Below are 25,235 nucleotides of genomic sequence, written 5' to 3' on the forward strand. Positions count from 1 at the left end.
GGCCCGATGGGGAAGGGCCTGGTGGAGGGACCCTGTGGAGGGGAGCCGGTCAGCCGCCGATCACGGCATCCCGGTCTCGTAGTCCGCCACGTTGCTGCTGTCGATGATGAAGGCGGGCACATCGATCCAGCCGGGGACCTCCTCGCCGGCCAGCAGCCAGAGCGCGGCGTCCACGCCGGTCGCGCCCTCGGTCGTCGGCAGCTCGCTGACGGTCGCGGTGTAGTCGCCGGCCAGGATCTGCTTCTTGGCCTGCGGGATGCCGTCCGTGCCGACGAGGATCACCTTCCCGGTCAGGCCCTTCGCGTCGATCGCGGCCTGGACGCCGAGCGCCATGCCGTCGTTCTGCGAGTAGAAGGCCTTGATGTCGGGGTTCGCGGTGAGCATCGTGGTCGCGATCTCCTGCGCCTTCGTCTGATCCCACGAGGCGGTCTGCGAGGCGACCAGCTCGAGGTTCTCGTGCGTCGCGAGCGCGGCGGTGAAGCCGTCGCCGCGGTTGATGGCGTTGGAGGAGCCGGGGTCGCCCTCGATCATCGCCACCTGGCCGCCGTCCGGCAGCAGGTCCGCGATGTAGTCGGCGGCCGTGGCGCCGATGGTGGTCGCGTCCGGGCCGACGTAGACGACTCCGGGGACCTCGCTCTTCGCGTCGTTCAGCACGACCGCGGGGATGCCGTCGGCGAGGGCGGACTCGAAGATCGAGTCGAGGCCGGTCGCCGAGATGGGCGAGGCGAGGATCGCGGAGCAGCCCTGGTTCATCGCGCTCTTGGCCTTGTCGAGCTGCTCGGTGATCGAGGACTCGTCGGTCACGTCGAAGGTCTGGTAGTCGACGCCGAGCTCCTTCGCGCGGTTCTCGAAGCCGTCGCGCTCGAAGCCCCAGAACTCGTTCGAGAGCGTGCGGGTGATGTAGCAGAGCTTGGCGCCCTCGGGCACGGTCGGGTCGCCGAGCGAGGCGACGACCTCGTCGACGGGGGTCTGCGCGGAGGCGTCGACGAGCGACACGATGTCGGCGCCGGAGCCGGAGCCGCCGGCCGCATCGCCGTCGCCGTCGCCGTCGGGCGAGGCCGAGCAGCCGACGAGGAGCGTCAGGGAGGCGAGCCCGGCGAGGGCGGCGCCGGTGGCGCGAGTGGGGAAGGACATGGGAGGGGGCCTTTCGTCATCGGAAGGTGGGGCGGGTGGTGCGGGTCTGGCGGGGTGGTGCGGGGCTGGCGGGTGGTGCGGGGTGGTGCGGGTCGACCGGGGTGGTGCGGAGCGGGCCGGGCGGCGGTGCGCCCGGCCCGGGGCTCAGGAGGCGAGCAGCGCCTCGGTCTCGCGGCGCAGCTCGAGCGCCTCGGCGAGCGACTCGTCGATGATCACGTCGTCCCAGCCGACCGTCGCGCCCTGCGCGATGTCGTGGCGCAGCTCGACGTGGTGGGCGAGGGCCACGGGGAGCGCCCCGATGGCGACCGAGTGCTTCGCGGAGACGAGCTTGCCGTAGACGGTGAAGCCGCCCTCGCCGTCGAGGAACTCGCCGGCCGTGAGGTCCTTCTTCGCGGTCGCGACGACGTCGCCGTAGAAGCCGTCGGGGTGCCCGGTCGAGATGCCGCGCAGTGCCGCGTTGGCGATCGAGACGTTCAGCTCGAGGCCGACGTAGTGGTACGGCCGGTAGAGCGCCGCGTACTGCTTGGTCGGGTCCGGGTGCCACGGGTACTCGTCGAAGCAGGTGGACACGTAGGGGTTGGTCGCCTTGACGACGACGTAGACACCCTCCTGCGTGTTGTGCGGGATGAGCGAGCCGTCGCGGTTGACGCTCGACATCACGTCGACCGTGCCCTCATGATCGAGCGCGCCGCCGATCGCGCTCGGCCGGCTGATCGTCGCGATCTCCTCGACGTCGCCCGGCGTGAAGGTCAGCCCGGAGTCGGAGGGCACGAGGCCCGCCGCGTTGGCGACCGCGGCCATCTCGATCGCGGCCTTCGTGCCGTCGCGGAACGAGGTGTGCATGTAGGGGTTGAGCTGTCCGGAATCGGTCAGCTCCTTGCTGAACTCCCAGTTCTCCCAGACGTTGTCGGGGTTCATCTGGTGGTAGTGCTCGAGGTACTTGGCGCCCTTGCCGGCGCAGACGACGTCGAAGCCGCTGGTGCGGGCCCAGTCGACGAGCTCCATGATCAGGGCCGGCTGGTCGCCGTAGGCCATCGAGTAGACGACGCCCGCCTTCTCCGCGCGCTTGGCCAGCGCGGGGCCGGCCAGGGCGTCGGCCTCGACGGTGACCATGATGATGTGCTTGCCGGTCTCGATCGCCCGCAGCGCGTGGTGCACGCCGACGATCGGGTTGCCGGTCGCCTCGACGATGACGTCGATGTCGTGCTCGAAGAGGACGGCGGCGTTGTCGACGATGGCGGTCGTCCGGTTCGCCAGCGCCTCGGGGATGTCCGCGGCCATCGCCTCGGCCGGCCAGTCGACCAGCTCGAAGGCGCCGCGGGCCCGGGCGACGTTGACGTCGGCGATGGCGACCACGTGCACGCCGGGGATGTTGCGCGCCTGGGAGAGGTACATGGTGCCGTAGCGGCCGGCGCCGATCAGCCCGATGCGGATCGGGCGGCCCTCTCGTTCGCGATCGCCGAGGAGTTTGTACAGGTTCACGGTGGCCTCTCTGGTCCGGTGGCGCACGGACGCAGAGGGCCGCCTCGAGGGGCGGAGGACGTCGTCGTCGTGCGCAGTCTTCGGTGCGGAAGTGCTGCTCGCCGGGTCCAGTGGAACCGGTACCAGTTTTGTACCATCACGCTCTAGAGTGTGTCAACGGCCAGCGCGGCGACCCGGTCGCGCGCCGATACGATTGCCCGACAGCTGGGGAGGAACCGTGCAGAAAGCACCCACGATCCGCGACGTCGCCCGCAGCGCCGGCGTCTCGGTCTCCGTGGTGTCGCGCGTGCTCAACGACGGCACGGGCCCGGTCGCGGTCGACACCCGGCGCCGCGTCGTCGAGGCGATCGAGCAGCTCGGCTTCCGCCCGCGCGCCGCCGCCCGCGAGCTCAGCCACGGCCAGACCCTCTCCATCGGCCTGGTGCTGCCGGATCTGACGAACCCGTTCTTCGCCCGCCTGGCCGACAGCGTCGTCTGGGAGGCGCGCGCCCGCGGCGCCCAGGTGCTCCTGGTGACGACCCAGGAGGACTCCCACGTCGAGGGCGAGTCGCTCACCAGCCTGCTCGACCGGTCGGTCGGCGGCATCATCGCGACCCCGTCCGGCGAGAACCTCGAGAAGTGGTCGCGGCTGCGCCGGGCCGGGATCGACGTGGTCTTCGTCGACCGCACCACCCCCGGTCTCGACGACGTCGACGTCGTCAGCATCGGCAACTCCTCCTCCGCCGCCCGCGCGACCGACCACCTGATCGCGCTCGGCCACTCCCGGATCGCGATCATCTCCGGGCCGCTGCGCACCTCGACCGGCCAGGCGCGCGTCGCCGGCTACCGCTCCGCGCTCACCGCCGCCGGCCTGCCGGTCGACGGCACGCTGATCCGCGAGGTCCCGTTCCGCGGCGACGTCGGCGGCGAGGCCGTCGCCGCGCTGCTCGCCCTGCCGGAGCCGCCGACCGCGCTCGTCGTCGCCAACACCGCGCAGGTGCGCAGCGCCGTGCACCGCCTGTTCCAGCTCGGCGTCGCGATCCCGGAGGCGCTCTCCGTCGTCGTCTTCGACGACAACCCGTGGAGCGAGCTCGTCACCCCGCCGCTCAGCGTCGTCCGGCAGCCGATCGACATGCTCGCCCGGCACAGCGTCGACCTGGTCCTCGCCCGGATGCAGGGCCGCATCCCCGACGCCCCCCAGCACATCGAGGTCCAGGCCGACCTCGTCATCCGCTCCAGCTGCGCCGCCCCGGCGCGGCACTGACTCCGCCCCACCCCTCACGAAAGGCACTGCCATGTCCGACCCCGTCGTCGTCACCGCGATCTTCACCCCCGCCGAGGGCAAGCGCGACGCCCTCGTCGCCGCCCTCACCCCCGCCATCGCGGAGGTGCACGAGGAGGAGGGCTGCGAGCTCTACGCGATCCACGACTCCCCCGACGGCACGATCGTCATGCTCGAGAAGTGGACCAGCGCCGCGGCCCTCGACGCCCACGCCGCCGGCGAGCCCGTCGTCCGCCTGAACGCCGCCATCGAGGGCCTCGTCGCCGCACCCCCCGTCGTCACCCGCCTGACCCCGATCCCCGCCGGCACCCCCACCCAGGGCGCCCTCTAGCCCCCCGGCACGTCGAGTCGCCCGAGAAGGCTCGTTCCCCGCCCCGAGAACGCACCTTCTCGGGCGACTCACCGCCGCGGCCCCGCGCGCGCGCGAACGCGCCAGCGCCCGACCATGCTGGTCGAGCAGCCCCGGAGGGACAACATGCTGGTCGAGCAGCCCCGCAGGGGCGTATCGAGACCCACCGCCCTCCGAACCTCGAGCCTGCAGACCCGTCGTCCGGCACGCGACATCGCCCGCCCCGAGTCGCCCGAGAAGGCACGTTCCTCACCCCGAGAACGCATCTTCTCAGGCGACCCGGCGCGCTTCCGGCCCTCAGAGGAGGATCGGCCCCGGCGAGGGCGGCTTCTCCGGCAGCCCCGCCTCGAGGATCCGCGTCAGGATCGCGACAGCCCGGTCCGCGAGCGAATCGCCGGGGTAGAAGCTCTCGAACAGCTCTTCGGCGCCCTCCAGGGTTCCGATCTCGCAGAGGCTCAGAAGCTGGCGGATGTCGTTGGTATCGCGACCGGGTCGATGCGCGCGAAGCTTCATCGCGAGAAGAGCGTCCGCGGAGGCGATCTGGATCGCCACGCCCGCACGGTCGTACACCGTCTCCCACCGGACGACCCGCTCGCCGAGAGTCGGCACCGAGCCGGTCTGCTCCACAGCGAAGTTCAGCCAGTCGTCGTTCCAGCCGTGTCTGCGGGCCACCTTCGCAGCCGCCCCCGCAACGACGTCATCGCTTCCGGGCCTCACGTGCAGGGAGTCCAGATCCTGCGTCGTGCCCCTGTCGAAGTAGCGGAGGGCGAGGGCAGCCCCGCCGACGAGCCGGATGCCCGCCGTCTCCCGCAGCTGATGGAGCTCAGCGACGAGTTCCGCGAGACCCGCGATGATGTCGTCGCGGTCGAGCGAGACGGCCACGGTCACACACTCGCGAAGGTGTCGCGCCAGACGTGGACGCCACGTCGGAGGAACTCCTCGGGCACCTCCGACTCGGGCGGTGCCGGGTCCGCGGGGTCGATCTCGAGGACGACGGCGACAGGAAGGTAGCGCTCGGGCCGGGCCACCCAGGTCGGGAGCGGCAGCCCCTCCTCGCTCAGGCGCCAGGCGACGAGCGCTGCGATCGCCGCGTCCCATGCTCGGCTCCGCGTGGGCTCGGGCTCCGCCAGCCCCAGGACACCTCGGAGGAGCCCGTGCTCAGCGACGAGGTTGTCGTTGAGCTGCAGAAGGGCCCGCAGGGCCCGTTCCCGATCCTCCGCTCGGAGTCGCTCGCGGATCTCGACGGCAACGGACGCGGCGTCGTCCCGCTGGAGGGGCAGCGCGTAGAGCCGATGCCCCGCGCCCGCCAGGACGCGCTGCACCGTGCTGAAGTCCGCGTCCCGGCCGTTCTCGATGCGCGAGATCCGAGCCTGATCGACGTCCGTCAGCTCCGCCAGATGCTGCTGGGTGAAGCCACGGCTGGCGCGAGCGGAGCGAACCGCGGTCGAGCTCTCCGTCACCAGCGCACCTCCGCAATATGTCGTCAAGCACATATTCTACGCGCCCCGATCGCCGAGCGCGGATCGCCGCCCCGAGTCGCCCGAGAAGGCTCGTTCCCCACCCCGAGAACGCACCTTCTCGGGCGACTCAGCGCCGCGTCAGCGCGGCGCGGCTACAGAGGCGCGCTCGATCAGGCGCGTTTCGAGCTCGAGGCGGGTCGCGCTCGAGGAGAGCGGCCGGGCCGCGCGGTGCGCCTGGTGCAGCATCCGGAAGGCGGCGGCGCCCATCTCGGCGATGGGCTGCTGGATCGTCGTCATCGGCGGGGTCGCCCACGCCGACTCCTGCACGTCGTCGAAGCCGATCACGCTGAGGTCGTCCGGGATGCGCAGACCGGCCTGGTCCGCGGCCTCGTAGACGCCGAGCGCCATGATGTCCGAGAAGGCGAAGAACGCCGTCGGCCGCTCCCCCTCCGCCAGCATCGCCTCGGCGGCGGCCCGGGCGCGGTCGCGACTCCAGTCGCCGTAGACCACGCGCTCGCGCGGCAGCGGCACCCCGGCGTCACGCAGCGCCGTGCTGAAGCCGTCCAGCCGCGCGCTGCTGTAGAGCTGCCCCTTCGCCCCGGCGATCACGCCGATGCGGGTGTGGCCGAGCCCGAGCAGGTGCTCGGCCGCCATCCTGCCGCCGTCCCAGTTGGTCGCGCCGATGCTCGCGACGTCCGCGGGCGGTCGGATGATCGGATCCACGATCACCACCGGCAGCTCCGCGGTGGTGAGCAGGTGCAGCTGCGCGGCCGTCACGTCCACGAGGACGACGATCGCGCCGAGCGACGAGCGCCGCAGGAGACGGTTGACCCACTCCCCGTCGGGCCGCGCCCGCGTGAGCACGAGGTCGACGCCGGCCGTCGCGGCCTCCTCCTCGATCCCGCCGAGGACCGGTCCGATCCAGCTGCCGCCGAGATGGCCGACGACGACGTCGACGATGTGCGCGACGTGCGGGTCGTCGACGGGCGGACGCAGCCGCGGGCGGCGCCGGTAGCCGAGCTCGTGCGCCGCCTCCATCACCCGCAGGCGGGTCGCCTCCGACACGTCGGTGCCGCCGCTGAGCACCTTCGAGACCGTCGGCACGCTCGTCGCCGCACGCTCGGCGATGCGCGCCATCGTCGGCCGGGGAGCGGCACCGGTGTCGTCCATGCCCCCACTGTAGGGCAGATCGAGTTGCGAAACCCGCCGGACTAGATCGGCGGCCGCAGCCCGCGACAGCGCCTTGCCCGCGACCCTCGCCGGGTGCAGACTGGAAGAACGCGGGCCGCGACAGCCGAGAAGTTGCGCAAGTACCGTTCGACGACGAACCGCGGAGCGATCCGCCGAGCACCCCGAGGACACCGATGACCGACCTCCCCCCGACCACTCCCGCCAAGAGGGCGCTCGTCGTCCGCGGCGGCTGGGACGGCCACCAGCCCGTCGAGGCGACCGAGCTGTTCCTCCCCTTCCTCACCGAGAACGGCTTCGACGTGCGCGTCGAGGAGTCCACCGCCGTCTACGCCGACGAGGACTACCTGCGCACCGTCGACCTGATCGTGCAGTCCAACACGATGACCTCGATCGAGTGGCCCGAGTTCCTGGGCCTGCGCGCCGCCGTCGAGCGCGGCACCGGCCTGGCCGGCTGGCACGGCGGCATCGCCGACTCCTACCGCAACAACTCCGACTACCTCCAGCTGATCGGCGGCCAGTTCGCCTCGCACCCGGGCAAGCACCCCGACGAGCGCACCGGCGAGCAGTCGGACAACTACGTCCCGCACACGATCGAGCTGACGGCCCTCGCCGCCGACCACCCGATCACGCAGGGCCTCTCCGACTTCGAGCTCACCACCGAGCAGTACTGGGTGCTGCACGACGACCTCAACGACGTCCTCGCCACCACGACCCAGGCCGTCCGCGAGTGGGACCCGTGGCACCGCCCGGTCACCTCCCCCGCCGTCTGGACCCGCCTCTGGGGCGCCGGCCGCATCTTCGTCTCGACGCCGGGCCACCGCGTCGAGATCCTCCAGGACGCCAACGTCCGCACCATCATCGAGAGGGGACTTCTGTGGGCCTCCCGCTGAGAGTCGGCATCATCGGAGTCGGGAAGATCAGCGAGCAGTACCTCGCCAACCTCCCGACCTTCCCCGGCCTGCGCCTGGTCGCGGTCGCGGATCTCAACACCGCCCGCGCGCAGGAGGTCGCCGACGAGCACGGCGTCCGCGCGCTCTCGGTCGACGACCTGATCGCCGACCCCGAGGTCGATGCGGTGCTCAACCTGACCATCCCCGCCGCGCACGTCGAGATCGGCACGCGCGCGCTGAAGGCCGGCAAGCACGTCTTCGCGGAGAAGCCGCTGGGACTGAACCCGGCCGAGGCGGCGCCCATGCTCGACCTGGCCGAGGAGCTGGGCCTGCGCTTCGGCAGCGCGCCCGACACCGTGCTCGGCACCGGCGTGCAGACCGCGCGGCAGACGCTCGACTCGGGAGTGATCGGCACGCCGATCGCCGCACAGGTGCACTGGGCGGCGCCCGGTCACGAGCGCTGGCACCCGGCGCCCGAGTTCTACTACCAGCCCGGCGGCGGCCCGCTGCTCGACATGGGCCCGTACTACCTGACCGCGCTGGTGCACTTCTTCGGCCCCGTCGTCCGGGTCACCGGACTCGCGACCCGCTCCGACCGCCCGCGCACCATCGAGTCCGGCCCGCGCGCCGGGACGCCGATCCCCGTCTCGATCGACACGCACATCAGCGCGCTGCTCGAGCACGAGAGCGGAGTCACCTCGACCGTCACCGTCAGCTTCGAGATCTGGCGCTCGCGCGCGCCGAAGTTCGAGATCTACGGCACGGAGGGCACCATCTCGGTCCCGGATCCGAACATGTTCTCGGACGCCGTCGAGGTCGCCGTGCGCGACGAGGACTGGCGCGTCGTGCCCGACTCGGCCGGAGTGGTCGACACCGGTCGCGGCGTCGGGCTCGCGGACATCGCCGAGGCGATCGAGGAGGACCGGCCGCACCGCGCCTCGGGCCGCCTCGCCCTGCACGTCCTCGAGATCATGGATGCGATCCTGCGCTCGGCCGCCGAGAAGGCGGTCGTCGAGATCGAGACCACGGCGGAGCGCCCCGAGCTGCTCCCGCTGCGGACGGCCGCCGGCGAGCCGGTCGGCGAGCCCGTCGGCGCCTGACTCCGTCCGGCCCCGTCACCGTCCGACCCCGACCCGACCGTTCCACCCCGCGACGGCCGCGACCCCTCCCGGTCGCGGCCGTCGCGATCCTCCGAGGAGACCCCGATGACAGCACCCCTCCGCGTGGCGATGATCGGCCACGCCTTCATGGGCCGCGCCCACGCCCAGGCCTGGCGGACCGCACCGCGCTTCTTCGACCTGCCGCTGCAGCCCGAGCTCGCCGTGGTCGTCGGCCGCGACGAGAGCCGCGCGCACGCCGCCGCCGAGAACTTCGGAGCCGCCGAGTCGTCGATCGACTGGCGCGCGGTGATCGCCCGCGACGACATCGACCTGATCGACATCTGCACCCCGGGCGACCAGCACGCCGAGATCGCGATCGCCGCGCTCGAGGCGGGCAAGCACGTCCTCTGCGAGAAGCCGCTGGCCCGCTCCGTCCCCGAGGCGCAGACGATGACGGACGCGGCCGCCGCCGCGACCGGTCTCGCGATGTGCGGCTTCAGCTATCGCCGCACCCCCGCGCTCGCCCTCGCGAAGCGCTTCATCGAGGAGGGCCGGCTCGGCGAGATCCGCCACGTCCGCGCGCAGTACCTGCAGGACTGGTTGAGCGACTCCGAGGGTCCGCTGACCTGGCGCCTCGACAAGGAGAAGGCCGGCTCCGGCGCCCTCGGCGACATCGGCGCGCACAGCATCGACACCGCCCAGTGGCTGACCGGCCAGAGCATCGACGGCGTCTCGGCGATGCTGCGCACCTTCGTCACCGAGCGCCCGGTCCTCTCCGCGCAGGCGGGGCTCGGCGGTCGCGCCGAGGAGGGCGCCCCGCGCGGCCCGGTGACGGTCGACGACGCCGCGCTGTTCACGGCGACGCTCAGCGGAGGCGCCCTCGGTGTCTTCGAGTCCACGCGCCTCGCGCTCGGCCGCCGCAACGCCAACCGGATCGAGATCAACGGCGAGACCGGCTCGATCGCCTTCGACTTCGAGCGCCTCAACGAGCTCGAGTACTACGACGGCCGCGACCCCGAGGACGCCCAGGGCTTCCGCACCATCCAGGTGACGGAGCCCGTGCACCCCTACGCCGCCGCGTGGTGGCCGACCGGGCACGGGCTCGGCTACGAGCACGTCTTCAGCCACCAGGTCGTCGACCTGGTCACGGCGATCGCGGAGGGCGTCCAGCCCCGGCCGTCCTTCGCCGACGCGCTGCAGGTGCAGCAGGTGCTGGACGCCGTCGAGCGCAGCGCCGCGGACGGCTCGCGGCTGACCGCGGTCTGAGCAGGCTGGGGCGGAGCCCTCCGCCCCTCGGCGTCGGCGCTCCGACGATCCCCGACGCCGGTGCGGGCCCCTTTCGGGGGGAAGGGGCCCGCAGAACCCCGTAAACTAGGGCCTGGGGGATGACGGGCCTCCCCCAGCCGGGGAGGGACAGCAGTGGGGATCGGTTTCCGGACCGCGGGGGATCTACGGGTCCTCGCGGGTGCGCGCCTGCACCCCGTCGTCGGGCCCGCGCTGAGCCGCTCCCGCGACCGCTCCCGCCTCTCCGCCGCCCTGTCGATGCCGAGCGGCCCGGGCCTCGTGAAACCCTCGCCGCTGGCGCAGCCGTGGGAGGCGCCGCTCATCCGGCTCATCCGCGCCGGCGCCCCCGCCGCCGAGCTGCACGAGGCGACCGCCGCCTCCCCCGAGGGCTCGAAGATCGCGGCCGTCGTCGAGCTCGTCCGCGACGCCCTCGCCCGCCGCGAGGACGACCGCGCCCTCCGCCTGGCGGGCTGGCTGGTGCGGATGCGCTACGACCCGGCCGCCGACCCGTTCCTCCGCCGCTACGGGATCACACTGACGGCCCACCTGCCGCTGAGCGCCGGGCTCGACATCGACGTGCCGCTGACGGCGACGACGCTCCGCCTGCTCTTCGCCGAGCTCGCCGCCGCGGACGATCCGGCCGGAGCGACCGCCGCCGTCGAGACCCTGCCGCCGTCGACGCTCGCCGCCTCGACCCTCGCCTCGCTCTACTCGTCGCGCCGCCGCTGGAGCGACATGGCGCAGTTCTCGGCCCCGGTCGTCAACGTCGACGCCCCGTCCGCCGCGGTCCTCATCCGCCGCGGGGTCGCCCTCCGCGAGCTCGGCCTGATCGAGAGCGCCCTCGAGGCCTTCGACCGCGTCGTCCGCCCCAACGTCACCAGCGCCCGCCCCGTCGAGCTGCGGATCGAGGCCCTGTTCGAGCGCGCCAGCACCCACCTCGCCGACGGCCGCCGCGCCCCCGCCCGCCGCGACCTCGAGCGCGTCCTCGCCCAGTACCCCGAGAGCCCCGAGGCCCAGGAGCTGATGGCCGCCGCCGGCCGCTGACCGCCCGGCCGCCCGCGCACCCACCCACTCCTCAAAAGTTGCGGTAGTCACCCGCGAGTACCGCAACTTCTGCGTACTCACCCGCCCGCCTCATGCTCGTCGAGCAGGCCAGCCCACATCATGCTGATCGAAGAGGCCCGCCCGCTCATGCTGATCGAGTAGCCCTCGCAGAGGGCGTATCGAGATCCCCGCAGAACGCACGAAGGGGCGCCCCCGTCACCGGGAGCGCCCCTTCGATCCGATCCCTCCGGATCAGCCCTCGGCCTTCGACGGCTTGCCCTCGGCGGGCAGCACCTCGACCGGGGTGTCGCGGGGATCCTCGCCCTCGGCCTGCGAGGGCTTGTCGGACTGGTCGTCCGGGTCCTGGACGGGGCTCGGGCTCTGGTCGCTCATCGAAGTCCCTCCGGCTCGTCCGAGGTGGCGGACGGCTCGGGGTGCGCCTCGAACTCCATCCAGGCCCGCTCGAGCGAGGCCTGCGCCGTGGCGGGCTCGCTCGCGAAGTAGCCGTCGTAGATGGCGCGTCCGCCGTGCTCCGGCAGGTCGCCGCGGCCGGCGTAGGTCTGTGCGAGCTCGCCGACCTCGTCGTCCCTCTTCTCCTGGTCCCGCAACCACGCGGGGAAGGTCTGCGTCATGGTGACACCTCTCTCTCCTGCCTCCAGACAATCCCTCCCGCCGACCGGCTGCAAGCCCTTGCCCCCGGCGTTCGCCCCTCGCGATCACGCGCCGAGGCGATGCGAGGATGCCGTCATGCCCCGCACCGAGCACCCCCGCCGACCGGACGTCACCGCCGTCGAGATCATCGGCGGCGCCGAGCCGCTCACGGTCGGGCTGCGGGAGTACGACGCCGGCTGGCCGAGCGTCTTCCGCGAGCACGAGCGGCGGATCACGGACGCTCTCGCGGGCCTGGACGTCGCGATCGAGCACATCGGCTCCACCGCGGTGCCCGGACTCGCCGCGAAGCCGATCGTCGACGTCGTCGTCGCGGTCCCCGACATCACCGCCGAGGAGGACCACGTCGCCCCGCTGCTCGCCGCCGGCTACCTGCTGCGGGTGCGCGAGCCCGGTCACCGCCTCGTCCGCACCCCCGAGCGCGACGTGCACGTGCACCTCTACGGCCGCGGCGACCCGGCGATCGACGAGTACCTCCTCCTCCGCGACCACCTCCGCCGCGACCCCGCCGACCGCGCCCTCTACGAGTCCACGAAGCGCGCCCTGATGCAGCGCCCCTGGCACGACATGAACGCCTACTCCGACGCCAAGACCGCCGTCATCGCCACCCTCAAGGCCCGAGCCCGCGCGGCCGAGTAGCCCCCTCCACGCCGAACGACCACCCCCCTGCATGCTGGTCGAGTAGCCCCCTCCACGCCGATCGACCACCCCCCTGCATGCTGGTCGAGTAGCCCGCGCAGCGGGCGTATCGAGACCCACCCACCGACCGCGCGCAGGTCTCGATACGCCGCGTGCCGCGGCTACTCGACCAGCATGTTCCGGCTCCATGCATGCCGACCCGCCCGCACCGCTGGCCCCCTGCATGCTGGTCGAGTAGCCCGCACCGCGGGCGTATCGAGACCCACCCACCGACCGAGCGCAGGTCTCGATACGCCGCGTCCCGCGGCTGCTCGACCAGCCTGTTCCGGCCGCATCGCGCACCCACCCGCGCGCCGCCGCGCCCGCCGGCCAGGACCGCCCCCGCGCGGGAGTACCGTGACGCCATGACAGCGCAGGACGACATCGACGCGGAGCACGCGCCCGCCAAGGACTTCTCGCACGAGCAGGAGGGCTACCAGCACGGTCTGAAGCCCCGCCAGCTGCAGATGATCGCGATCGGCGGCGCGATCGGCACCGGCCTCTTCCTCGGCGCCGGCGGCCGCCTCAACTCGGCGGGCCCGGCCCTCGCGATCGCCTACCTGGTCGCCGGCGTCTTCGCCTTCTTCATCCTCCGCGCCCTCGGCGAGCTCGTCCTGCACCGCCCGTCGTCGGGGTCGTTCATCTCCTACGCCCGCGAGTTCTACGGCGAGAAGTTCGCCTACGCGGCCGGCTGGATGTACTTCCTCAACTGGGCGATGACCTCCATCGTCGACACCACCGCCGTCGCCGTGTACCTCAAGTACTGGTCGGCCTTCACGGCCGCGCCGCAGTGGCTCCTCGCCCTGATCGCGCTGCTCGTGGTCCTCGCCGCGAACATGGTCGCGGTCAAGGTCTTCGGCGAGCTCGAGTTCTGGTTCGCCCTGATCAAGGTGACGGCGCTGGTCGCCTTCCTCGTCGTCGCGCTGATCTGGCTCGTCTTCGCCTTCCCGGTGCAGGCCGGCGGCGAGACCGTGCAGACCGGCGTCACGATCCTCAGCGACAACGGCGGCATCCTGCCCAACGGCCTGCTGCCCGCGGTCCTCGTGATGCAGGGCGTCGTCTTCGCGTACGCCGCGATCGAGCTGGTCGGCACCGCCTCCGGCGAGACGCAGGACACCGAGAAGGTGATCCCCCGCGCGATCAACTCGGTCATCTTCCGCATCGCGATCTTCTACGTCGGCTCGATCGTCCTGCTCTCGCTGCTGCTGCCGTACACCGCCTACAAGGAGGGCGAGAGCCCCTTCGTCACCTTCTTCTCCTCCATCGGCGGCCCCGAGGTCGGCACGATCGCCGGCTCGATCATGAACTTCGTCGTCCTCACCGCCGCCCTCTCCTCGCTCAACGCCGGCCTCTACTCCACCGGCCGCGCGCTGCACTCGATGGGCATGAACGGCTCCGCCCCGAAGTGGACCACCCGGATGTCGCGCGGCGGCGTGCCCTACGCGGGCATCCTGCTCACCGCGACCTTCACGGTGGCGGGCGTCGCGCTCAACTACTTCGTGCCGAGTCAGGCGTTCGAGATCGCGCTCAACATCGCGAGCCTGGGCATCATCACGGCGTGGGGCACGATCATCCTCTGCCAGATGCGGCTGCGGCAGTGGGCGAAGAAGGGACTCGCGAAGGAGCCGTCGTTCAAGCTCCCCGGCGCCCCCGTCACCGCCTGGCTGACCCTCGTCTTCCTGGCCGTCGTGCTCGTGCTGATGGCGATCGACTTCCCGGTCGGCACCCTCACCATCGCGTCCCTGGTGATCATCGTGCCGCTGCTCGTCGCCGGCTGGTTCCTGCAGCGCGGCCGCATCCTCCGCATCGCGCAGCTGCGCGACGGCGTGACCGGTCCGTTCCCGGTCACCGGTCGCGACCCCGCGGCGCGGGTCCGGCGCGACACCGACGACAAGGACTGACCGCCGACAAGGAGCGACCGCCGACCGGGAGCGACCGCCGACCCGCGCGGGCGCTCCCCGTTACTCTCGATCGCGCGGGCGCCCACGCGCCGGCGGGACGGGAGCGGCATGGCCACGGTGGACTCCGCGGAGCGGCGCGCGCGCCTGATCGAGCTGCTCGAGCGCGACGGGGCGATCCGCCTCGACGACGCGGCGGCCGAGCTGGACGTCTCCACGATGACCGTCCGCCGCGACCTGGCCGACCTCGAGGCGGAGGGCCTGCTCAGCCGGGTCCGCGGCGGCGCGGTCGCCGCCCTCCGCCCGCGCCCCTTCGCCGAGCGCCTGGCCGCCGGAGCCGCCGCCAAGCGCGAGATCGCGCGGAAGGCGGTGGCCCTGCTGCCCGACTCCGGCGCGATCGCCGTCGATGCCTCCTCCACCGCGGGCACCCTCCTCGGCGCCGCCCCGGAGTCGCCACGGCTCCTGATCGCCACGAACTCCCTGGAGAACCACGCCTCGGCGCGCGCCACCCGCGCCCGCGTCGTCCTGATCGGCGGCGAGCTGCAGGCCGAGACCGACAGCTTCGTCGGTCCGCTCGCCTGCGCCGGCGCGGCCGAGCTGCACTACGACCGCTTCTTCACCTCCGCCTCGGCCGTCACCCGCGCGGGCACGAGCGAGGTGACTCTGGAGGAGGCGCAGGTGAAGCGCGTCCTCGTGCAGGCGTCCGCCGAGACGGTGCTCCTGGTCGACTCGTCCAAGCTCGAGCGCTCGGCCCTCGCCCGCGCGCTGGACTGGGACGCGATCGCCGTCCTCGTGACCGAGCTCGACCCGGCCGACCCGCGACTCGACCCCTTCCGCGGCCTCGCCGACGTCCGCTGACGCCGTCGACCGGCGCGATCCGCATTGACCGTCACGACCGGGCCTGTTAGCTTCTGTGATAGTTAACACACTCGTTCAACCAGACGGAGAAGTCATGGCCTCGACCGCCGCAGAGCTCATCGCCCGCTCGAACCGCCTCGGGGCCGACCCGCGCAACACGAACTACGCGGGCGGCAACACCTCCGCGAAGGGCGTCGAGACCGACCCCGTCACCGGCGAGCCCGTCGAGCTGCTCTGGGTCAAGGGCTCCGGCGGCGACCTCGGCACGCTCACTGAGTCGGGCCTCGCTGTCCTGCGCCTCGACCGCCTCCGCGCACTGACGAACGTCTACCCCGGTGTCGACCGCGAGGACGAGATGGTCGCCGCCTTCGACTTCACTCTGCACGGCAAGGGCGGCGCCGCCCCCTCGATCGACACCGCGATGCACGGCCTCGTCGACGCCGCGCACGTCGACCACCTGCACCCCGACTCCGGCATCGCCTTCGCGACCGCCGCCGACGGCGAGCGCCTGACTGCCGAGGCCTTCGGCGGCACCGTCGCCTGGGTCCCGTGGCGCCGCCCCGGCTTCCAGCTCGGCCTCGACATCGCCGCGATCAAGGAGGCCAACCCCGACGTGATCGGCGCGATCCTCGGCGGCCACGGCATCACCGCCTGGGGCGACACCAGCGAGGAGGCGGAGGCCAACTCCCTGCGCATCATCGAGACCGCGAGCGCCTACATCGCCGAGCACGGGCGTCCCGAGCCCTTCGGTCCCGCCCTCGAGGGCTTCGCCGCGCTTCCGGAGGAGGAGCGACGCGCCAAGGCCGCCGCGCTCGCCCCGCACCTGCGCGCGATCGCCTCGCACGACCGCCCGCAGGTCGGCCACTTCACCGACTCCGCCGAGGTCCTCGACTTCCTCGCGAGCACCGAGCACCCGCGCCTGGCCGCCCTCGGCACCTCCTGCCCCGACCACTTCCTCCGCACCAAGGTCAAGCCGCTGCTCGTCGACCTGCCGGCCACCGCCTCGGTCGAGGAGATCCTCGAGCGCCTCCCCGCGCTGCACGAGGCGTACCGCGCCGACTACCGCGCGTACTACGACGCACACGCGACGCCGGAGAGCCCCGCGATCCGCGGCGCCGACCCGCTGATCGTGCTCGTGCCGGGCGTCGGCATGTTCTCCTACGGCGCCAACAAGCAGACGGCGCGCGTCGCCGGCGAGTTCTACGTCAACGCGATCAACGTGATGCGCGGCGCCGAGGCCATCTCGACCTACGCGCCGATCGACGAGGCCGAGAAGTTCCGCATCGAGTACTGGTCGCTCGAGGAGGCGAAGCTGCAGCGGATGCCGAAGCCCAAGCCCCTCGCCTCCCGCATCGCCCTCGTGACCGGCGCCGCCTCCGGCATCGGCAAGGCGATCGCCACCCGCCTCGCCGCCGAGGGCGCCTGCGTCGTCGTCGCCGACCTCGACCTGGCCAAGGCGCAGGCCGCGGCCGCCGAGCTCGGCTCGACCGACGTCGCGGTGGGGGTCGCGGCGAACGTGTCCGACGCCGCCGCCGTGAAGGCCGCGATCGACGCCACCGTCCTCGCCTTCGGCGGGCTCGACCTGGTCGTCAACAACGCCGGCCTCTCGCTCTCGAAGTCGCTCTTCGACACCACCGAGGCCGACTGGGACCTGCAGCACGACGTGATGGCGAAGGGCTCGTTCCTCGTCTCGCAGGCGGCGGCCCGGGTGCTGGTGGACCAGAAGCTCGGCGGCGACATCGTCTACATCTCCTCGAAGAACTCGGTCTTCGCCGGCCCCAACAACATCGCCTACTCCGCAACGAAGGCCGACCAGGCCCACCAGGTCCGCCTGCTGGCCGCCGAGCTCGGCGAGCACGGCATCAAGGTCAACGGGATCAACCCCGACGGCGTCGTCCGCGGCTCCGGCATCTTCGCCTCCGGCTGGGGCGCGAACCGCGCCAAGACCTACGGCATCGACGAGGAGGACCTGGGCGCGTTCTACGCGAAGCGCACCATCCTCAAGCGCGAGGTCGTCCCCGAGAACGTCGCCAACGCCGTCTTCGCCCTCTGCACCTCCGACTTCTCCCACACCACGGGGCTGCATGTTCCCGTGGATGCGGGCGTGGCTGCGGCCTTCCTGCGATGACATCGTCATCGCGGGAACGCCGCAGCATCGCCCGAAAGGCGGCAGCCCTCGGCCCGGAAGACCGCGGAACGCGACGGCGACCCTCAATGGGTCGCATCCTGCCGAAGGCACCGACAAGAGGGGTCCTCCGATGAAGGCCGTCGCCGCCGTCGACCTGGGCGCCACCAGCGGACGCGTCATCCTCGGCTACGTCGGCCACGACGAGCTGCGGATGCGGCACGTCGCGCGCTTCCCGAACCAGCCGGTGCGCGTCCACGAGGGCGGCGACTCCGCGCTGCACTGGAACATCCTGGAGCTGCACCGCTCGCTCACGACCGGGCTGACGAACGCCCTCCGCGACGAGCCCGAGGTCGTCTCGATCGGCATCGACTCCTGGGCCGTCGACTACGCCCTGCTGCGCCGGGGGCGGATGCTCGGCACGCCGTACCACTACCGCGACGAGCGGACGGCGCGCGGCGTCGCCGACGTGCACGCGCGCATCGACGCGGAGGAGCTCTACCGGCGGAACGGCCTGCAGCACCTGCCGTTCAACACGCTGTTCCAGCTCGCCGCCGAGCGCGACGCCCTCGCCCTCGCCGACCAGGCGCTGCTCGTGCCCGACCTGATCGGCTACTGGCTGACCGGCGTCGCGGCGACCGAGATCACCAACGCCTCCACCACGGGTCTGCTCGACCCGACCACCCGCGCGTGGGACCACGACCTCCTCGCGCGCCTCGATCTGCCGCTCGGGATCCTCGCACCCCTGATCGAGCCGGGTTCCCGGCTCGGCACGCTCCTGCCCGCCGTCGCCGCCGATCTCGGCGCGCCGGCCGGCCTGGGCGTCGTCGCGGTCGGCTCGCACGACACGGCCTCGGCCGTCGTCGCGGTGCCGGCCGCGCACGAGGAGTTCGCGTACATCTCCAGTGGCACCTGGTCGCTCGTCGGCGTCGAACTCGAGAAGCCGGTGGTCTCGCTGGAGGGTCGGGCCGCCAACTTCACCAATGAGGGCGGCGTCGACGGGCGGGTCAGATTCCTGAAGAACGTCTCCGGGCTGTGGCTGCTCTCGGAGTCGGTCCGCACCTGGGAGCGCAGCACCGGCGAGCAGATCGACCTCCCCGAGCTGCTGCGGCAGGCCGCGGCGATCCGCGGTCCGATCACGACGTTCGACCCCGCCGACGAGCGCTTCCTCGCCCCCGGCAACATGCCCGGCCGGATCGTCGAGTGGTGCGTCGAGCGCGGTCTCGCGCAGCCGCGCACCCGGCCCGAGTTCGTCCGCTCGATCCTGGAGTCGCTCGCCGAGGCCTACGCGAGCACCCTCGCCGACGCCGTGCGGCTGAGCGGCAAGCGGGTCCGCACGATCCACATCGTCGGCGGCGGCTCGCAGAACGAGCTGCTCTGCCAGCTGACCGCCGACCGCACCGGGCTCCCGGTCGAGGCCGGCCCCACCGAGGCCACCGCGATCGGCAACATCATCGTCCAGGCGCGCGCCCAGGGCCTCGTCAGCGGCTCGCTCGAGTCGCTGCGCTCGCTCGTGCGCCGGGCCTTCCCGCCGGTGCGCTACGAACCCCGTTCCTCCTCCCCCGAGAAAGGCTGACCAGCATGGTCCAGCGCCAGTTCCCGAAGCCCGTCGAGCTGCTCGAGTACCTGAGCTTCAAGAAGCCCGAGCTCGACGGCCGCAAGCGCCGCCTCGACGCCGCGCTCACCATCGAGGACCTCCGCACCATCGCGAAGCGCCGCACGCCGAAGGCCGCCTTCGACTACACCGACGGCTCCGCGGAGGGCGAGATCTCGATCGCCCGCGCCCGCCAGGCCTTCGAGGACGTGGAGTTCCACCCCCAGGTGCTCCGCGACGTCGCCGCCGTCGACACCACTGCGACCGTGCTCGGCGCGCCGTCGGCGATGCCGTTCGGGATCGCGCCGACCGGCTTCACCCGCCTGATGCAGACCGAGGGCGAGACCGCGGGCGCCGGAGCGGCAGCCGCGGCGGGCATCCCCTTCACCCTCTCCACGCTCGGCACCACGTCGATCGAGAACGTCAAGAAGGCCAACCCGCACGGCCGCAACTGGTTCCAGCTCTACGTGATGCGCGACCGCGAGATCTCCTACGGCCTGGTCGAGCGCGCCGCCGCCGCCGGCTACGAGACCCTCTTCTTCACCGTGGACACCCCGGTCGCCGGGGCGCGGCTGCGGGACAAGCGCAACGGCTTCTCGATCCCGCCGCAGCTCACCGTCGGCACCGTCCTCGACGCGCTGCCGCGGCCGTGGTGGTGGTTCGACTTCCTCACCACGCAGAAGCTCGAGTTCGCCTCGCTCAGCGCGACCGGCGGGACCGTCGGCGACCTGCTCGACCTCGCCATGGACCCCACCATCAGCTTCGAGGACCTGAAGGTCATCCGCGAGATGTGGCCCGGCAAGCTCGTCATCAAGGGCGTGCAGAGCGTCGAGGACGCCCACAAGTTCGCCGACTTCGGCGTCGACGGCATCGTCCTGTCGAACCACGGCGGCCGCCAGCTCGACCGCGCGCCGATCCCCTTCCACCTGCTGCCCGAGGTCGTCCGCGAGGTCGGCACCGACACCGAGGTGATGGTCGACACCGGCATCATGAACGGCGCCGACATCGTCTCCTCGATCGCCCTGGGTGCGAAGTTCACCCTGATCGGCCGCGCCTACCTCTACGGCCTGATGGCCGGCGGCCGCCAGGGCGTCGACCGCACCATCGCGATCCTCTCCGACCAGATCGTCCGCACCATGAAGCTCCTCGGCGCCCACTCCCTCGAGGAGCTCACCCCCGCCCACGTCACCCAGCTCGAGCGCCTGCAGCCCCGCCCCCGAGCCTGACCGCCGCTGCGCCGGTCGAGCACCCGCCGCAGCATGCTGGTCGAGTAGCCGCCGCAGGCGGCGTATCGAGACCCACGTCCCTCGAACGGTGGATCTCGATACGCCCGCTCCGCGGGCTACTCGATCAGCATGAAGGGGCCCGCCCTCGACAGGGCCGGCGGAGCATGCTGGTCGAGTAGCCGCCGCAGGCGGCGTATCGAGACCCACGTCCATCGAACGGTGGATCTCTATACGCCCGCTCCGCGGGCTACTCGATCAGCATGGACGGGCCCGCCTCGCCTTCGACCAGGCCGCCGCAGGCGCCCCTTCATGCTGGTCGAGCAGCCGCCGCAAGCGCCCCCAGCATGCTGGTCGAGCAGCCGCCGCAGGCGCCCCCCCTCATGCTGGTCGAGTAGCCGCCGCAGGCGCCCCCCTCATGCTGGTCGAGTAGCCGCCGCAGGCGCCCCCCTCATGCTGGTCGAGTAGCCGCCGCAGGCGGCGTATCGAGACCCACGCGCACACAGCCTCTTGCCAGGAACAGCCGCGGCCCGCTACGGTCGTCGAACGCCACCACGAAAGGAGCCGACCATGACGCACGCATCGCACTTCACCACCGCCGGCTTCTTCGGCGTCCTCTCCGACTGACCGGTCGAGCCTCCCGCTCGTCATCGCTCAGACGGTGACGGCGCAGAAGAAGCTCCCGGTCCCGCGGCACCGCCGCACGGACCGTCGTCCCGTCCCCGACCCGATCCCCGGGTCCCGCGCGTCGCCCCTCCGGCGACCGCCCCGCGCGCTCCGAGCGCGCTCCTCGCCGCGCCACCAGGCGCTCTCCGGCGCGCCCGCGCGCCACCGCCCGGCACCGACCGGGCCCCGCACGAAGGACACCATCGTGAACACCGCAGCGACACTCGTCGCCCGCCTCCCCCGACCCCGCACCGCACGCCTGCTCGACCGCCTCGCCCTCCGCGCGGGCATCGCCCTGGTGGCGTGGAGCACGCGCGAGCGCCGCCTCCCGCCCACCCATGGGGAGGTCGCCGCCCTCCGCCGCGAGCGCGCCGCCCTGCACGAGCGCGAGCGCCGCACCGCCCTCCAGCGCATCCCGCGCTGACCCCGCCCACAACGCAGAAGTTGCGGTAGTCGCACTCGACTACCGCAACTTCTGCGTCCTCAGCCGCACCGGCCGCGCGACCTGTCGGACGGCGTCGAATCGGCGCTAGACCGTCTTATCGAGCAGGACCCACTCCGAAGAGGCCTGCCCGGCGGCGTCGACCTCGGCCACGGATACCGTCACCCGGTCGCCCTGCGCGGCCAAGACCTTGAGCTGCAGCTGACCACCGCTGTGTCCGCCGTCTCGCAACCCCTCGGTGAAACCACTGAACAGACCGTTCAGACCGTTCACGAACTGCGTGCTCTTGACACCGTTGACCCGGATCGTCACCCGCTTCTGAGGAGATTCGAGCTCCTTCGGCAGAAGCACGATCGCCCTCTCATCCCGGTATGACGCGGTCACCACCGGAGCACCCGCGGGCTGCACCAAGTCGTCGAACAGCGTCCGCTCCGGCGCATCCCGATCAGCATCCGAGCCGTCGACGTCGGCCACAGTCACCTTCACCCGATCACCCGGCTCGGCTGTGACACCGATCCTCAGCTGATCGACTCCGTGGTATTCGCCCAACCGGAAGCCCTCAGTGAAACCCTTGAGCACCCCTTTCAGACCATTCACGAACTGCGTGCTCTTGACACCGTTGACCCAGATCGTCACCCGCTTCTGAGGAGATTCGAGCTCCCTCGGCAGAAGCATGACCGCCTGGTGATCGGCGTTCCACGCGGTCACCACCGGAGCAGCCGCAGACACACCGTTCGACGGGGCGAGCTCCCCCGCGGGCGCGGGTGACGCGGCCGGAGTGGGTGCGGCGATCGGCGTCGGCGCAGGGGGAGCAGGCGACTCCGCCGGAGCGGGCACCGCCGAGGGAGCGGGAGCGACCGTGGGAGCGGGCTCGGCCGGAGCCGGCGGTTCCGTCGGGGTGGGATCGACCGTCGGAGCGACCGCGTTGCGTCTCGCGGGGAACAGCCTCTCCCTGCGGAGGGAGTCGTCGAATCCGGAGTCCATCGACTCCAGGTACTCGGTGACCGCTACGCGCTCGCCGGGCTTCACCTCCGGGATGTGGAGGATCGTCCGCCCGCCGGCGGCATCGGGCGTCACACTCGACACGCCGCGGGTCTGCTGGTTCTGGATCTGGGCGACGAACCTCCCCTCGACGATGACGACGATCCGCTTCTCGGATCGGTAGACGTCGTCGGGCAGCGACACCAGCGCCTCGCCGCCCGCATGCGTCACGTCGACGCCCGTCGACTGCGCGGGCGAGGCCGATCCCGGAGTGGGCTGCGTCGTGGGGACCGGCTCGGGCGGCGCGGCCAGTGCCGGCGTGGCCGACAGCAGACCGAACAGGGTGGTGGCGGCGACGCAGGCCGCGAGCGTGCGGGTGTTTCTCATAGGTGCTCCCTTTTCCTCGATGCGACCAGCAGCGAAGGAGCGGCGCGTCGAGGGACGGCCGCGGCTGGTCGCGACGAGACATTCTCAACTATTCGCACCGGTGATCGCCCGGCCTGGCGCGCGACGATCCCCGACGTCGCGTCTGCGCTCACCGCGGGCAGTCGCTCACAGTCGCCGCACATATCGCTGAGTATCGTTCGGAGCAGCACGGTCGTTCGGAACGGCACACTCGGAAGACACACGGAGGTCATCATGAAGAACCAGTCCTCGACCGGCGCGTTCGGCGCCGGCAGCCCCGTCGACGGCATCTGGCAGGCGATGGAGCAGGCGCGCGCCGGCTTCGAGAAGCGGGTCGGCACCCGGGTCGGCCGCGGCGACGTCCGCGCCGCCGTCCTCGCGCTCCTCGCGGAGCAGCCGATGCACGGATACCAGATCATCCACGAGATCGAGGAGCGCAGCGGCGGCAGCTGGAAGCCGAGCCCCGGCTCCGTCTACCCCACCCTGCAGCTGCTCGCCGACGAGGGCCTCATCGCCGCCGACGAGTCGAACGGCCGCAAGACCTACAGCCTGACCGACTCCGGTCGCGCGCAGGTCGCCGCCTCCGGCACCGACGCTCCGTGGTCCGACTCCGACCAGGTCGATTTCGGCGCGCTGCCGAAGGCCGGCGTCGCCCTCGCCCAGGCCGCCGCGCAGGTGGGCCGCTCGGGCACCCCGGCTCAGATCCGGCAGGCCGTCTCCGAACTCGAGGACGTGCGCCGCCGCCTGTACGCGATCCTCGCGCAGGACTGACCCGGGTGGCGCCGGTACGCCCGGGTCCTGGGGACCCGGGCCGCCGAGCCCGCGGCGATCAGCGCCGCTACCGCCGCATCCTGCGGTTCGCCTCCTGGCACCTCGCGGTGACCTGGTTCTTCGATCTGCTGCTGCCCCGCATCGGGCTGACGGCGATCGCGCTGCGCACCCGCCCGCAGCGGATGCGGCGCTTCGCGCGCAGCTTCCACGTCCTGGCCGTCGATCTCGGCGGACTGATGATCAAGGTGGGGCAGTTCATGTCGTCGCGCCTGGACGTCCTGCCGCCCGAGATCACGCGCGAGCTGGAGGGACTCCAGGACGAGGTGCCGCCCGTGCCGTTCCCGCGCATCCGGGCCCTCGCCGAGTCCGAGCTGGGCATGACGCTCGCGCGCGCCTACGCGGACGTCGACGAGTCCCCCGTCGCCGCCGCCTCGCTCGGCCAGGCGCACCGCGCGCGCCTCTCGGCGGCCGATGCGGCCGACTCCGGTCACGAGAACGCGATCGTCAAGGTCCAGCGCCCCGGCATCGACGAGATCGTCGAGGTCGACCTCGCGGCGCTGCGCCGCATCGGCGGCTGGCTGACCCACGTGCGGCTCGTCTCCGACCGCGTCGACGCGCCCGCGCTGGTCGAGGAGTTCGCCGTCACCAGCCTCGAGGAGATCGACTACCTGCGCGAGGCGGCCAATTCGGTGCGTTTCGCGGCCGACTTCGCCGGCGACCCCCGCGTCGGCGTCCCCGACGTCATCTGGGAGCGCTCGACCCGCAAGGTGCTGACGCTCCAGGACGTCACCGCGATCAAGATCACCGACGCGGACGCCCTCGCCGCGGCCGGCATCGACCCCCGCGACGTGGCCCCGGTCTTCGCGGCGGTCATGTTCGACCAGCTCTTCACCAACGGCTGGTTCCACGCCGATCCGCACCCGGGCAACGTCTTCGTCACGCCGACCCCCGACGGCGAGCTGCCCTGGCGCCTGACCTTCATCGACTTCGGGATGATGGGCGAGGTGCCCCCGTCCACGCGGGCGGGCCTGCGCGCCATGCTCATCGCCGCGGCGTCGCGCGACGGCAAGGGCCTCGTCGACGCGGCGCGCAACGTCGGCGTGCTGCTCCCGTCCGCCGACTCGCGTGAGCTCGAGCGGGCGATGACGCAGCTGTTCGCGCGCTTCGGCGGCATGGGCTTCGCCGAGCTGCGCGAGGTCGACCCGCGCGAGTTCCGCGACTTCGCGATCCAGTTCGGCGACGTCGTGCGCTCGCTGCCGTTCCAGCTGCCCGAGAACTTCCTGCTCATCATCCGGGCCATGTCGCTGACCTCCGGGGTCTGCAGCGCGCTCGATCCCGCGTTCAACCTCTGGGACTCGGTCGAGCCGTACGCGCAGCAGCTGATCCGGGAGGAGCGCGGCAACGTCGCGCAGGACGTCGGCCGGCAGGCGCTCGACACCCTCGGGCTCCTCGTGCGGCTGCCACGCCGCCTGGACGAGCTCGCGACGACCCTCGAGGACGGGACCCTCGCGGTCACCGTGCCCACGGTGGAGCGACGCCTCAACCGGCTCGAGGGGACCGTGCGGCGGATCGTCTCGGCGGTGCTCTTCGCCGGTCTGCTGATCGCCGGCGCGGTGGTCCGCGCGGACGACACGGTCTTCGGCACGGTGCTGATGGCGGCCTCGGTGCTGCCGCTGCTGCACGCGCTCTTCTCGCGCTCGCGCCTGATCTGAGGCGCGCCCCGGCGGCCC

General features: G+C 72.2%; 23 protein-coding genes. 15 read left to right on the forward strand and 8 right to left on the reverse strand.

Translation table 11 applies throughout. The features are described 5' to 3' along the window. Window positions 1-60: 60 nt before the first annotated feature. Window positions 61-1,134, reverse strand: a complete 1,074-nt coding sequence (locus HQQ82_RS09480) for a substrate-binding domain-containing protein (RefSeq protein ID WP_173232763.1) — start codon at window positions 1,132-1,134, stop codon at window positions 61-63. A gap of 144 nt (window positions 1,135-1,278) precedes the next feature. Then, window positions 1,279-2,616, reverse strand: coding sequence for a Gfo/Idh/MocA family oxidoreductase (locus HQQ82_RS09485; RefSeq protein WP_173232764.1), 1,338 nt, complete (start codon window positions 2,614-2,616; stop codon window positions 1,279-1,281). 217 nt (window positions 2,617-2,833) lie between these two features. Between HQQ82_RS09485 and HQQ82_RS09490 the strand changes: the two genes are divergently transcribed. Further along, the gene (locus tag HQQ82_RS09490) at window positions 2,834-3,859 is read left to right on the forward strand and encodes a LacI family DNA-binding transcriptional regulator (RefSeq protein ID WP_173232765.1); all 1,026 of its coding nucleotides are present in this window, start codon (window positions 2,834-2,836) and stop codon (window positions 3,857-3,859) included. A 31-nt stretch (window positions 3,860-3,890) separates the two neighbouring features. Next, complete coding sequence (locus HQQ82_RS09495) at window positions 3,891-4,208, forward strand: putative quinol monooxygenase (RefSeq protein WP_173232766.1); 318 nt, start codon at window positions 3,891-3,893, stop codon at window positions 4,206-4,208. A 315-nt stretch (window positions 4,209-4,523) separates the two neighbouring features. Here HQQ82_RS09495 and HQQ82_RS09500 read toward each other — a convergent pair whose 3' ends face one another. From HQQ82_RS09500 to HQQ82_RS09510, 3 genes are all read right to left on the reverse strand, one after another. Further along, window positions 4,524-5,108, reverse strand: a complete 585-nt coding sequence (locus HQQ82_RS09500) for a DUF6036 family nucleotidyltransferase (protein ID WP_173232767.1) — start codon at window positions 5,106-5,108, stop codon at window positions 4,524-4,526. A gap of 2 nt (window positions 5,109-5,110) precedes the next feature. Beyond that, the gene (locus HQQ82_RS09505) at window positions 5,111-5,713 is read right to left on the reverse strand and encodes a helix-turn-helix domain-containing protein (protein WP_173232768.1); all 603 of its coding nucleotides are present in this window, start codon (window positions 5,711-5,713) and stop codon (window positions 5,111-5,113) included. Window positions 5,714-5,824: 111 nt separating this feature from the next. Then, complete coding sequence (locus HQQ82_RS09510; RefSeq protein WP_173232769.1) at window positions 5,825-6,856, reverse strand: LacI family DNA-binding transcriptional regulator; 1,032 nt, start codon at window positions 6,854-6,856, stop codon at window positions 5,825-5,827. Window positions 6,857-7,050: 194 nt separating this feature from the next. Between HQQ82_RS09510 and HQQ82_RS09515 the strand changes: the two genes are divergently transcribed. The 4 genes from HQQ82_RS09515 to HQQ82_RS20590 all read left to right on the forward strand — a co-directional run bounded on the left by HQQ82_RS09515 (window position 7,051) and on the right by HQQ82_RS20590 (window position 11,195). Continuing rightward, window positions 7,051-7,767, forward strand: coding sequence for a ThuA domain-containing protein (locus HQQ82_RS09515; RefSeq protein ID WP_173232770.1), 717 nt, complete (start codon window positions 7,051-7,053; stop codon window positions 7,765-7,767). Further along, on the forward strand, window positions 7,752-8,867 hold the full coding sequence (locus tag HQQ82_RS09520) for a Gfo/Idh/MocA family protein (RefSeq protein ID WP_173232771.1): 1,116 nt from the start codon (window positions 7,752-7,754) through the stop codon (window positions 8,865-8,867). The genes HQQ82_RS09515 and HQQ82_RS09520 overlap by 16 nt, the downstream gene beginning before the upstream one ends. A gap of 105 nt (window positions 8,868-8,972) precedes the next feature. Beyond that, window positions 8,973-10,133 carry a Gfo/Idh/MocA family protein gene (locus tag HQQ82_RS09525; RefSeq protein WP_173232772.1) on the forward strand — a complete coding sequence of 387 codons (1,161 nt, stop codon included), beginning with the start codon at window positions 8,973-8,975 and terminating at the stop codon, window positions 10,131-10,133. Between the two features lie 153 nt (window positions 10,134-10,286). Next, window positions 10,287-11,195 (forward strand): tetratricopeptide repeat protein, encoded by a 909-nt coding sequence (locus HQQ82_RS20590; RefSeq protein ID WP_173232773.1) that lies wholly within the window; start codon window positions 10,287-10,289, stop codon window positions 11,193-11,195. A 252-nt stretch (window positions 11,196-11,447) separates the two neighbouring features. On the opposite strand, the gene HQQ82_RS09535 is transcribed toward HQQ82_RS20590, so the two are convergent. Together HQQ82_RS09535 and HQQ82_RS09540 are read right to left on the reverse strand one after the other, a co-directional pair. Next, entirely contained in the window at window positions 11,448-11,588 is a 141-nt protein-coding gene (locus tag HQQ82_RS09535; RefSeq protein ID WP_173232774.1) for a hypothetical protein, read from the reverse strand. After that, window positions 11,585-11,827, reverse strand: coding sequence for a hypothetical protein (locus HQQ82_RS09540; RefSeq protein ID WP_173232775.1), 243 nt, complete (start codon window positions 11,825-11,827; stop codon window positions 11,585-11,587). Before HQQ82_RS09540 ends, HQQ82_RS09535 begins: the two co-directional genes overlap by 4 nt. 115 nt (window positions 11,828-11,942) lie before the next feature. Here HQQ82_RS09540 and HQQ82_RS09545 point away from each other — a divergent pair, with 115 nt between their 5' ends. From HQQ82_RS09545 to HQQ82_RS09575, 7 genes are all read left to right on the forward strand, one after another. Next, on the forward strand, window positions 11,943-12,503 hold the full coding sequence (locus HQQ82_RS09545) for a GrpB family protein (RefSeq protein ID WP_173232776.1): 561 nt from the start codon (window positions 11,943-11,945) through the stop codon (window positions 12,501-12,503). Between the two features lie 404 nt (window positions 12,504-12,907). After that, entirely contained in the window at window positions 12,908-14,443 is a 1,536-nt protein-coding gene (locus HQQ82_RS09550; protein ID WP_173232777.1) for an amino acid permease, read from the forward strand. Window positions 14,444-14,551: 108 nt separating this feature from the next. After that, a complete protein-coding gene (locus HQQ82_RS09555) occupies window positions 14,552-15,298 on the forward strand; it encodes a DeoR/GlpR family DNA-binding transcription regulator (RefSeq protein ID WP_173232778.1) in 747 nt (248 codons plus the stop codon). Between the two features lie 94 nt (window positions 15,299-15,392). Continuing rightward, window positions 15,393-17,426: a bifunctional aldolase/short-chain dehydrogenase gene (locus tag HQQ82_RS09560; protein ID WP_173232779.1), complete on the forward strand. Its 2,034-nt coding sequence runs from the start codon at window positions 15,393-15,395 to the stop codon at window positions 17,424-17,426. A 130-nt stretch (window positions 17,427-17,556) separates the two neighbouring features. Then, window positions 17,557-18,999: a rhamnulokinase family protein gene (locus HQQ82_RS09565; RefSeq protein ID WP_173232780.1), complete on the forward strand. Its 1,443-nt coding sequence runs from the start codon at window positions 17,557-17,559 to the stop codon at window positions 18,997-18,999. Between the two features lie 5 nt (window positions 19,000-19,004). Next, window positions 19,005-20,243 carry an alpha-hydroxy acid oxidase gene (locus HQQ82_RS09570; RefSeq protein WP_159421928.1) on the forward strand — a complete coding sequence of 413 codons (1,239 nt, stop codon included), beginning with the start codon at window positions 19,005-19,007 and terminating at the stop codon, window positions 20,241-20,243. Window positions 20,244-21,111: 868 nt separating this feature from the next. Beyond that, a complete protein-coding gene (locus HQQ82_RS09575) occupies window positions 21,112-21,330 on the forward strand; it encodes a hypothetical protein (RefSeq protein ID WP_173232781.1) in 219 nt (72 codons plus the stop codon). A gap of 105 nt (window positions 21,331-21,435) precedes the next feature. Here the strand turns inward: HQQ82_RS09575 and HQQ82_RS09580 are convergent, their stop codons facing one another. Further along, window positions 21,436-22,716, reverse strand: coding sequence for a hypothetical protein (locus HQQ82_RS09580; RefSeq protein WP_173232782.1), 1,281 nt, complete (start codon window positions 22,714-22,716; stop codon window positions 21,436-21,438). A gap of 252 nt (window positions 22,717-22,968) precedes the next feature. Here HQQ82_RS09580 and HQQ82_RS09585 point away from each other — a divergent pair, with 252 nt between their 5' ends. Then, the gene (locus HQQ82_RS09585) at window positions 22,969-23,505 is read left to right on the forward strand and encodes a PadR family transcriptional regulator (RefSeq protein WP_173232783.1); all 537 of its coding nucleotides are present in this window, start codon (window positions 22,969-22,971) and stop codon (window positions 23,503-23,505) included. Between the two features lie 5 nt (window positions 23,506-23,510). Then, window positions 23,511-25,217, forward strand: a complete 1,707-nt coding sequence (locus tag HQQ82_RS09590; RefSeq protein WP_173232784.1) for an AarF/UbiB family protein — start codon at window positions 23,511-23,513, stop codon at window positions 25,215-25,217. Window positions 25,218-25,235 lie beyond the last annotated feature (18 nt).

It is taken from the genome of Rathayibacter sp. VKM Ac-2856, from assembly GCF_013205055.1.
In the GTDB taxonomy this organism is placed as follows: domain Bacteria; phylum Actinomycetota; class Actinomycetes; order Actinomycetales; family Microbacteriaceae; genus Rathayibacter.

What these genes read in the sequence shown, in the direction of transcription:
- HQQ82_RS09540 (WP_173232775.1), bottom strand. Translation starts at nt 11,827, where the DNA reads ATGACGCAGACCTTCCCCGCGTGGTTGCGGGACCAGGAGAAGAGGGAC.
- HQQ82_RS09525 (WP_173232772.1), top strand. Translation starts at nt 8,973, where the DNA reads ATGACAGCACCCCTCCGCGTGGCGATGATCGGCCACGCCTTCATGGGC.
- HQQ82_RS09555 (WP_173232778.1), top strand. Translation starts at nt 14,552, where the DNA reads ATGGCCACGGTGGACTCCGCGGAGCGGCGCGCGCGCCTGATCGAGCTG.
- HQQ82_RS09495 (WP_173232766.1), top strand. Translation starts at nt 3,891, where the DNA reads ATGTCCGACCCCGTCGTCGTCACCGCGATCTTCACCCCCGCCGAGGGC.
- HQQ82_RS09560 (WP_173232779.1), top strand. Translation starts at nt 15,393, where the DNA reads ATGGCCTCGACCGCCGCAGAGCTCATCGCCCGCTCGAACCGCCTCGGG.
- HQQ82_RS09550 (WP_173232777.1), top strand. Translation starts at nt 12,908, where the DNA reads ATGACAGCGCAGGACGACATCGACGCGGAGCACGCGCCCGCCAAGGAC.
- HQQ82_RS09535 (WP_173232774.1), bottom strand. Translation starts at nt 11,588, where the DNA reads ATGAGCGACCAGAGCCCGAGCCCCGTCCAGGACCCGGACGACCAGTCC.
- HQQ82_RS09570 (WP_159421928.1), top strand. Translation starts at nt 19,005, where the DNA reads ATGGTCCAGCGCCAGTTCCCGAAGCCCGTCGAGCTGCTCGAGTACCTG.
- HQQ82_RS09510 (WP_173232769.1), bottom strand. Translation starts at nt 6,856, where the DNA reads ATGGACGACACCGGTGCCGCTCCCCGGCCGACGATGGCGCGCATCGCC.
- HQQ82_RS09565 (WP_173232780.1), top strand. Translation starts at nt 17,557, where the DNA reads ATGAAGGCCGTCGCCGCCGTCGACCTGGGCGCCACCAGCGGACGCGTC.
- HQQ82_RS09585 (WP_173232783.1), top strand. Translation starts at nt 22,969, where the DNA reads ATGAAGAACCAGTCCTCGACCGGCGCGTTCGGCGCCGGCAGCCCCGTC.
- HQQ82_RS09580 (WP_173232782.1), bottom strand. Translation starts at nt 22,716, where the DNA reads ATGAGAAACACCCGCACGCTCGCGGCCTGCGTCGCCGCCACCACCCTG.
- HQQ82_RS09545 (WP_173232776.1), top strand. Translation starts at nt 11,943, where the DNA reads ATGCCCCGCACCGAGCACCCCCGCCGACCGGACGTCACCGCCGTCGAG.
- HQQ82_RS09480 (WP_173232763.1), bottom strand. Translation starts at nt 1,134, where the DNA reads ATGTCCTTCCCCACTCGCGCCACCGGCGCCGCCCTCGCCGGGCTCGCC.
- HQQ82_RS09515 (WP_173232770.1), top strand. Translation starts at nt 7,051, where the DNA reads ATGACCGACCTCCCCCCGACCACTCCCGCCAAGAGGGCGCTCGTCGTC.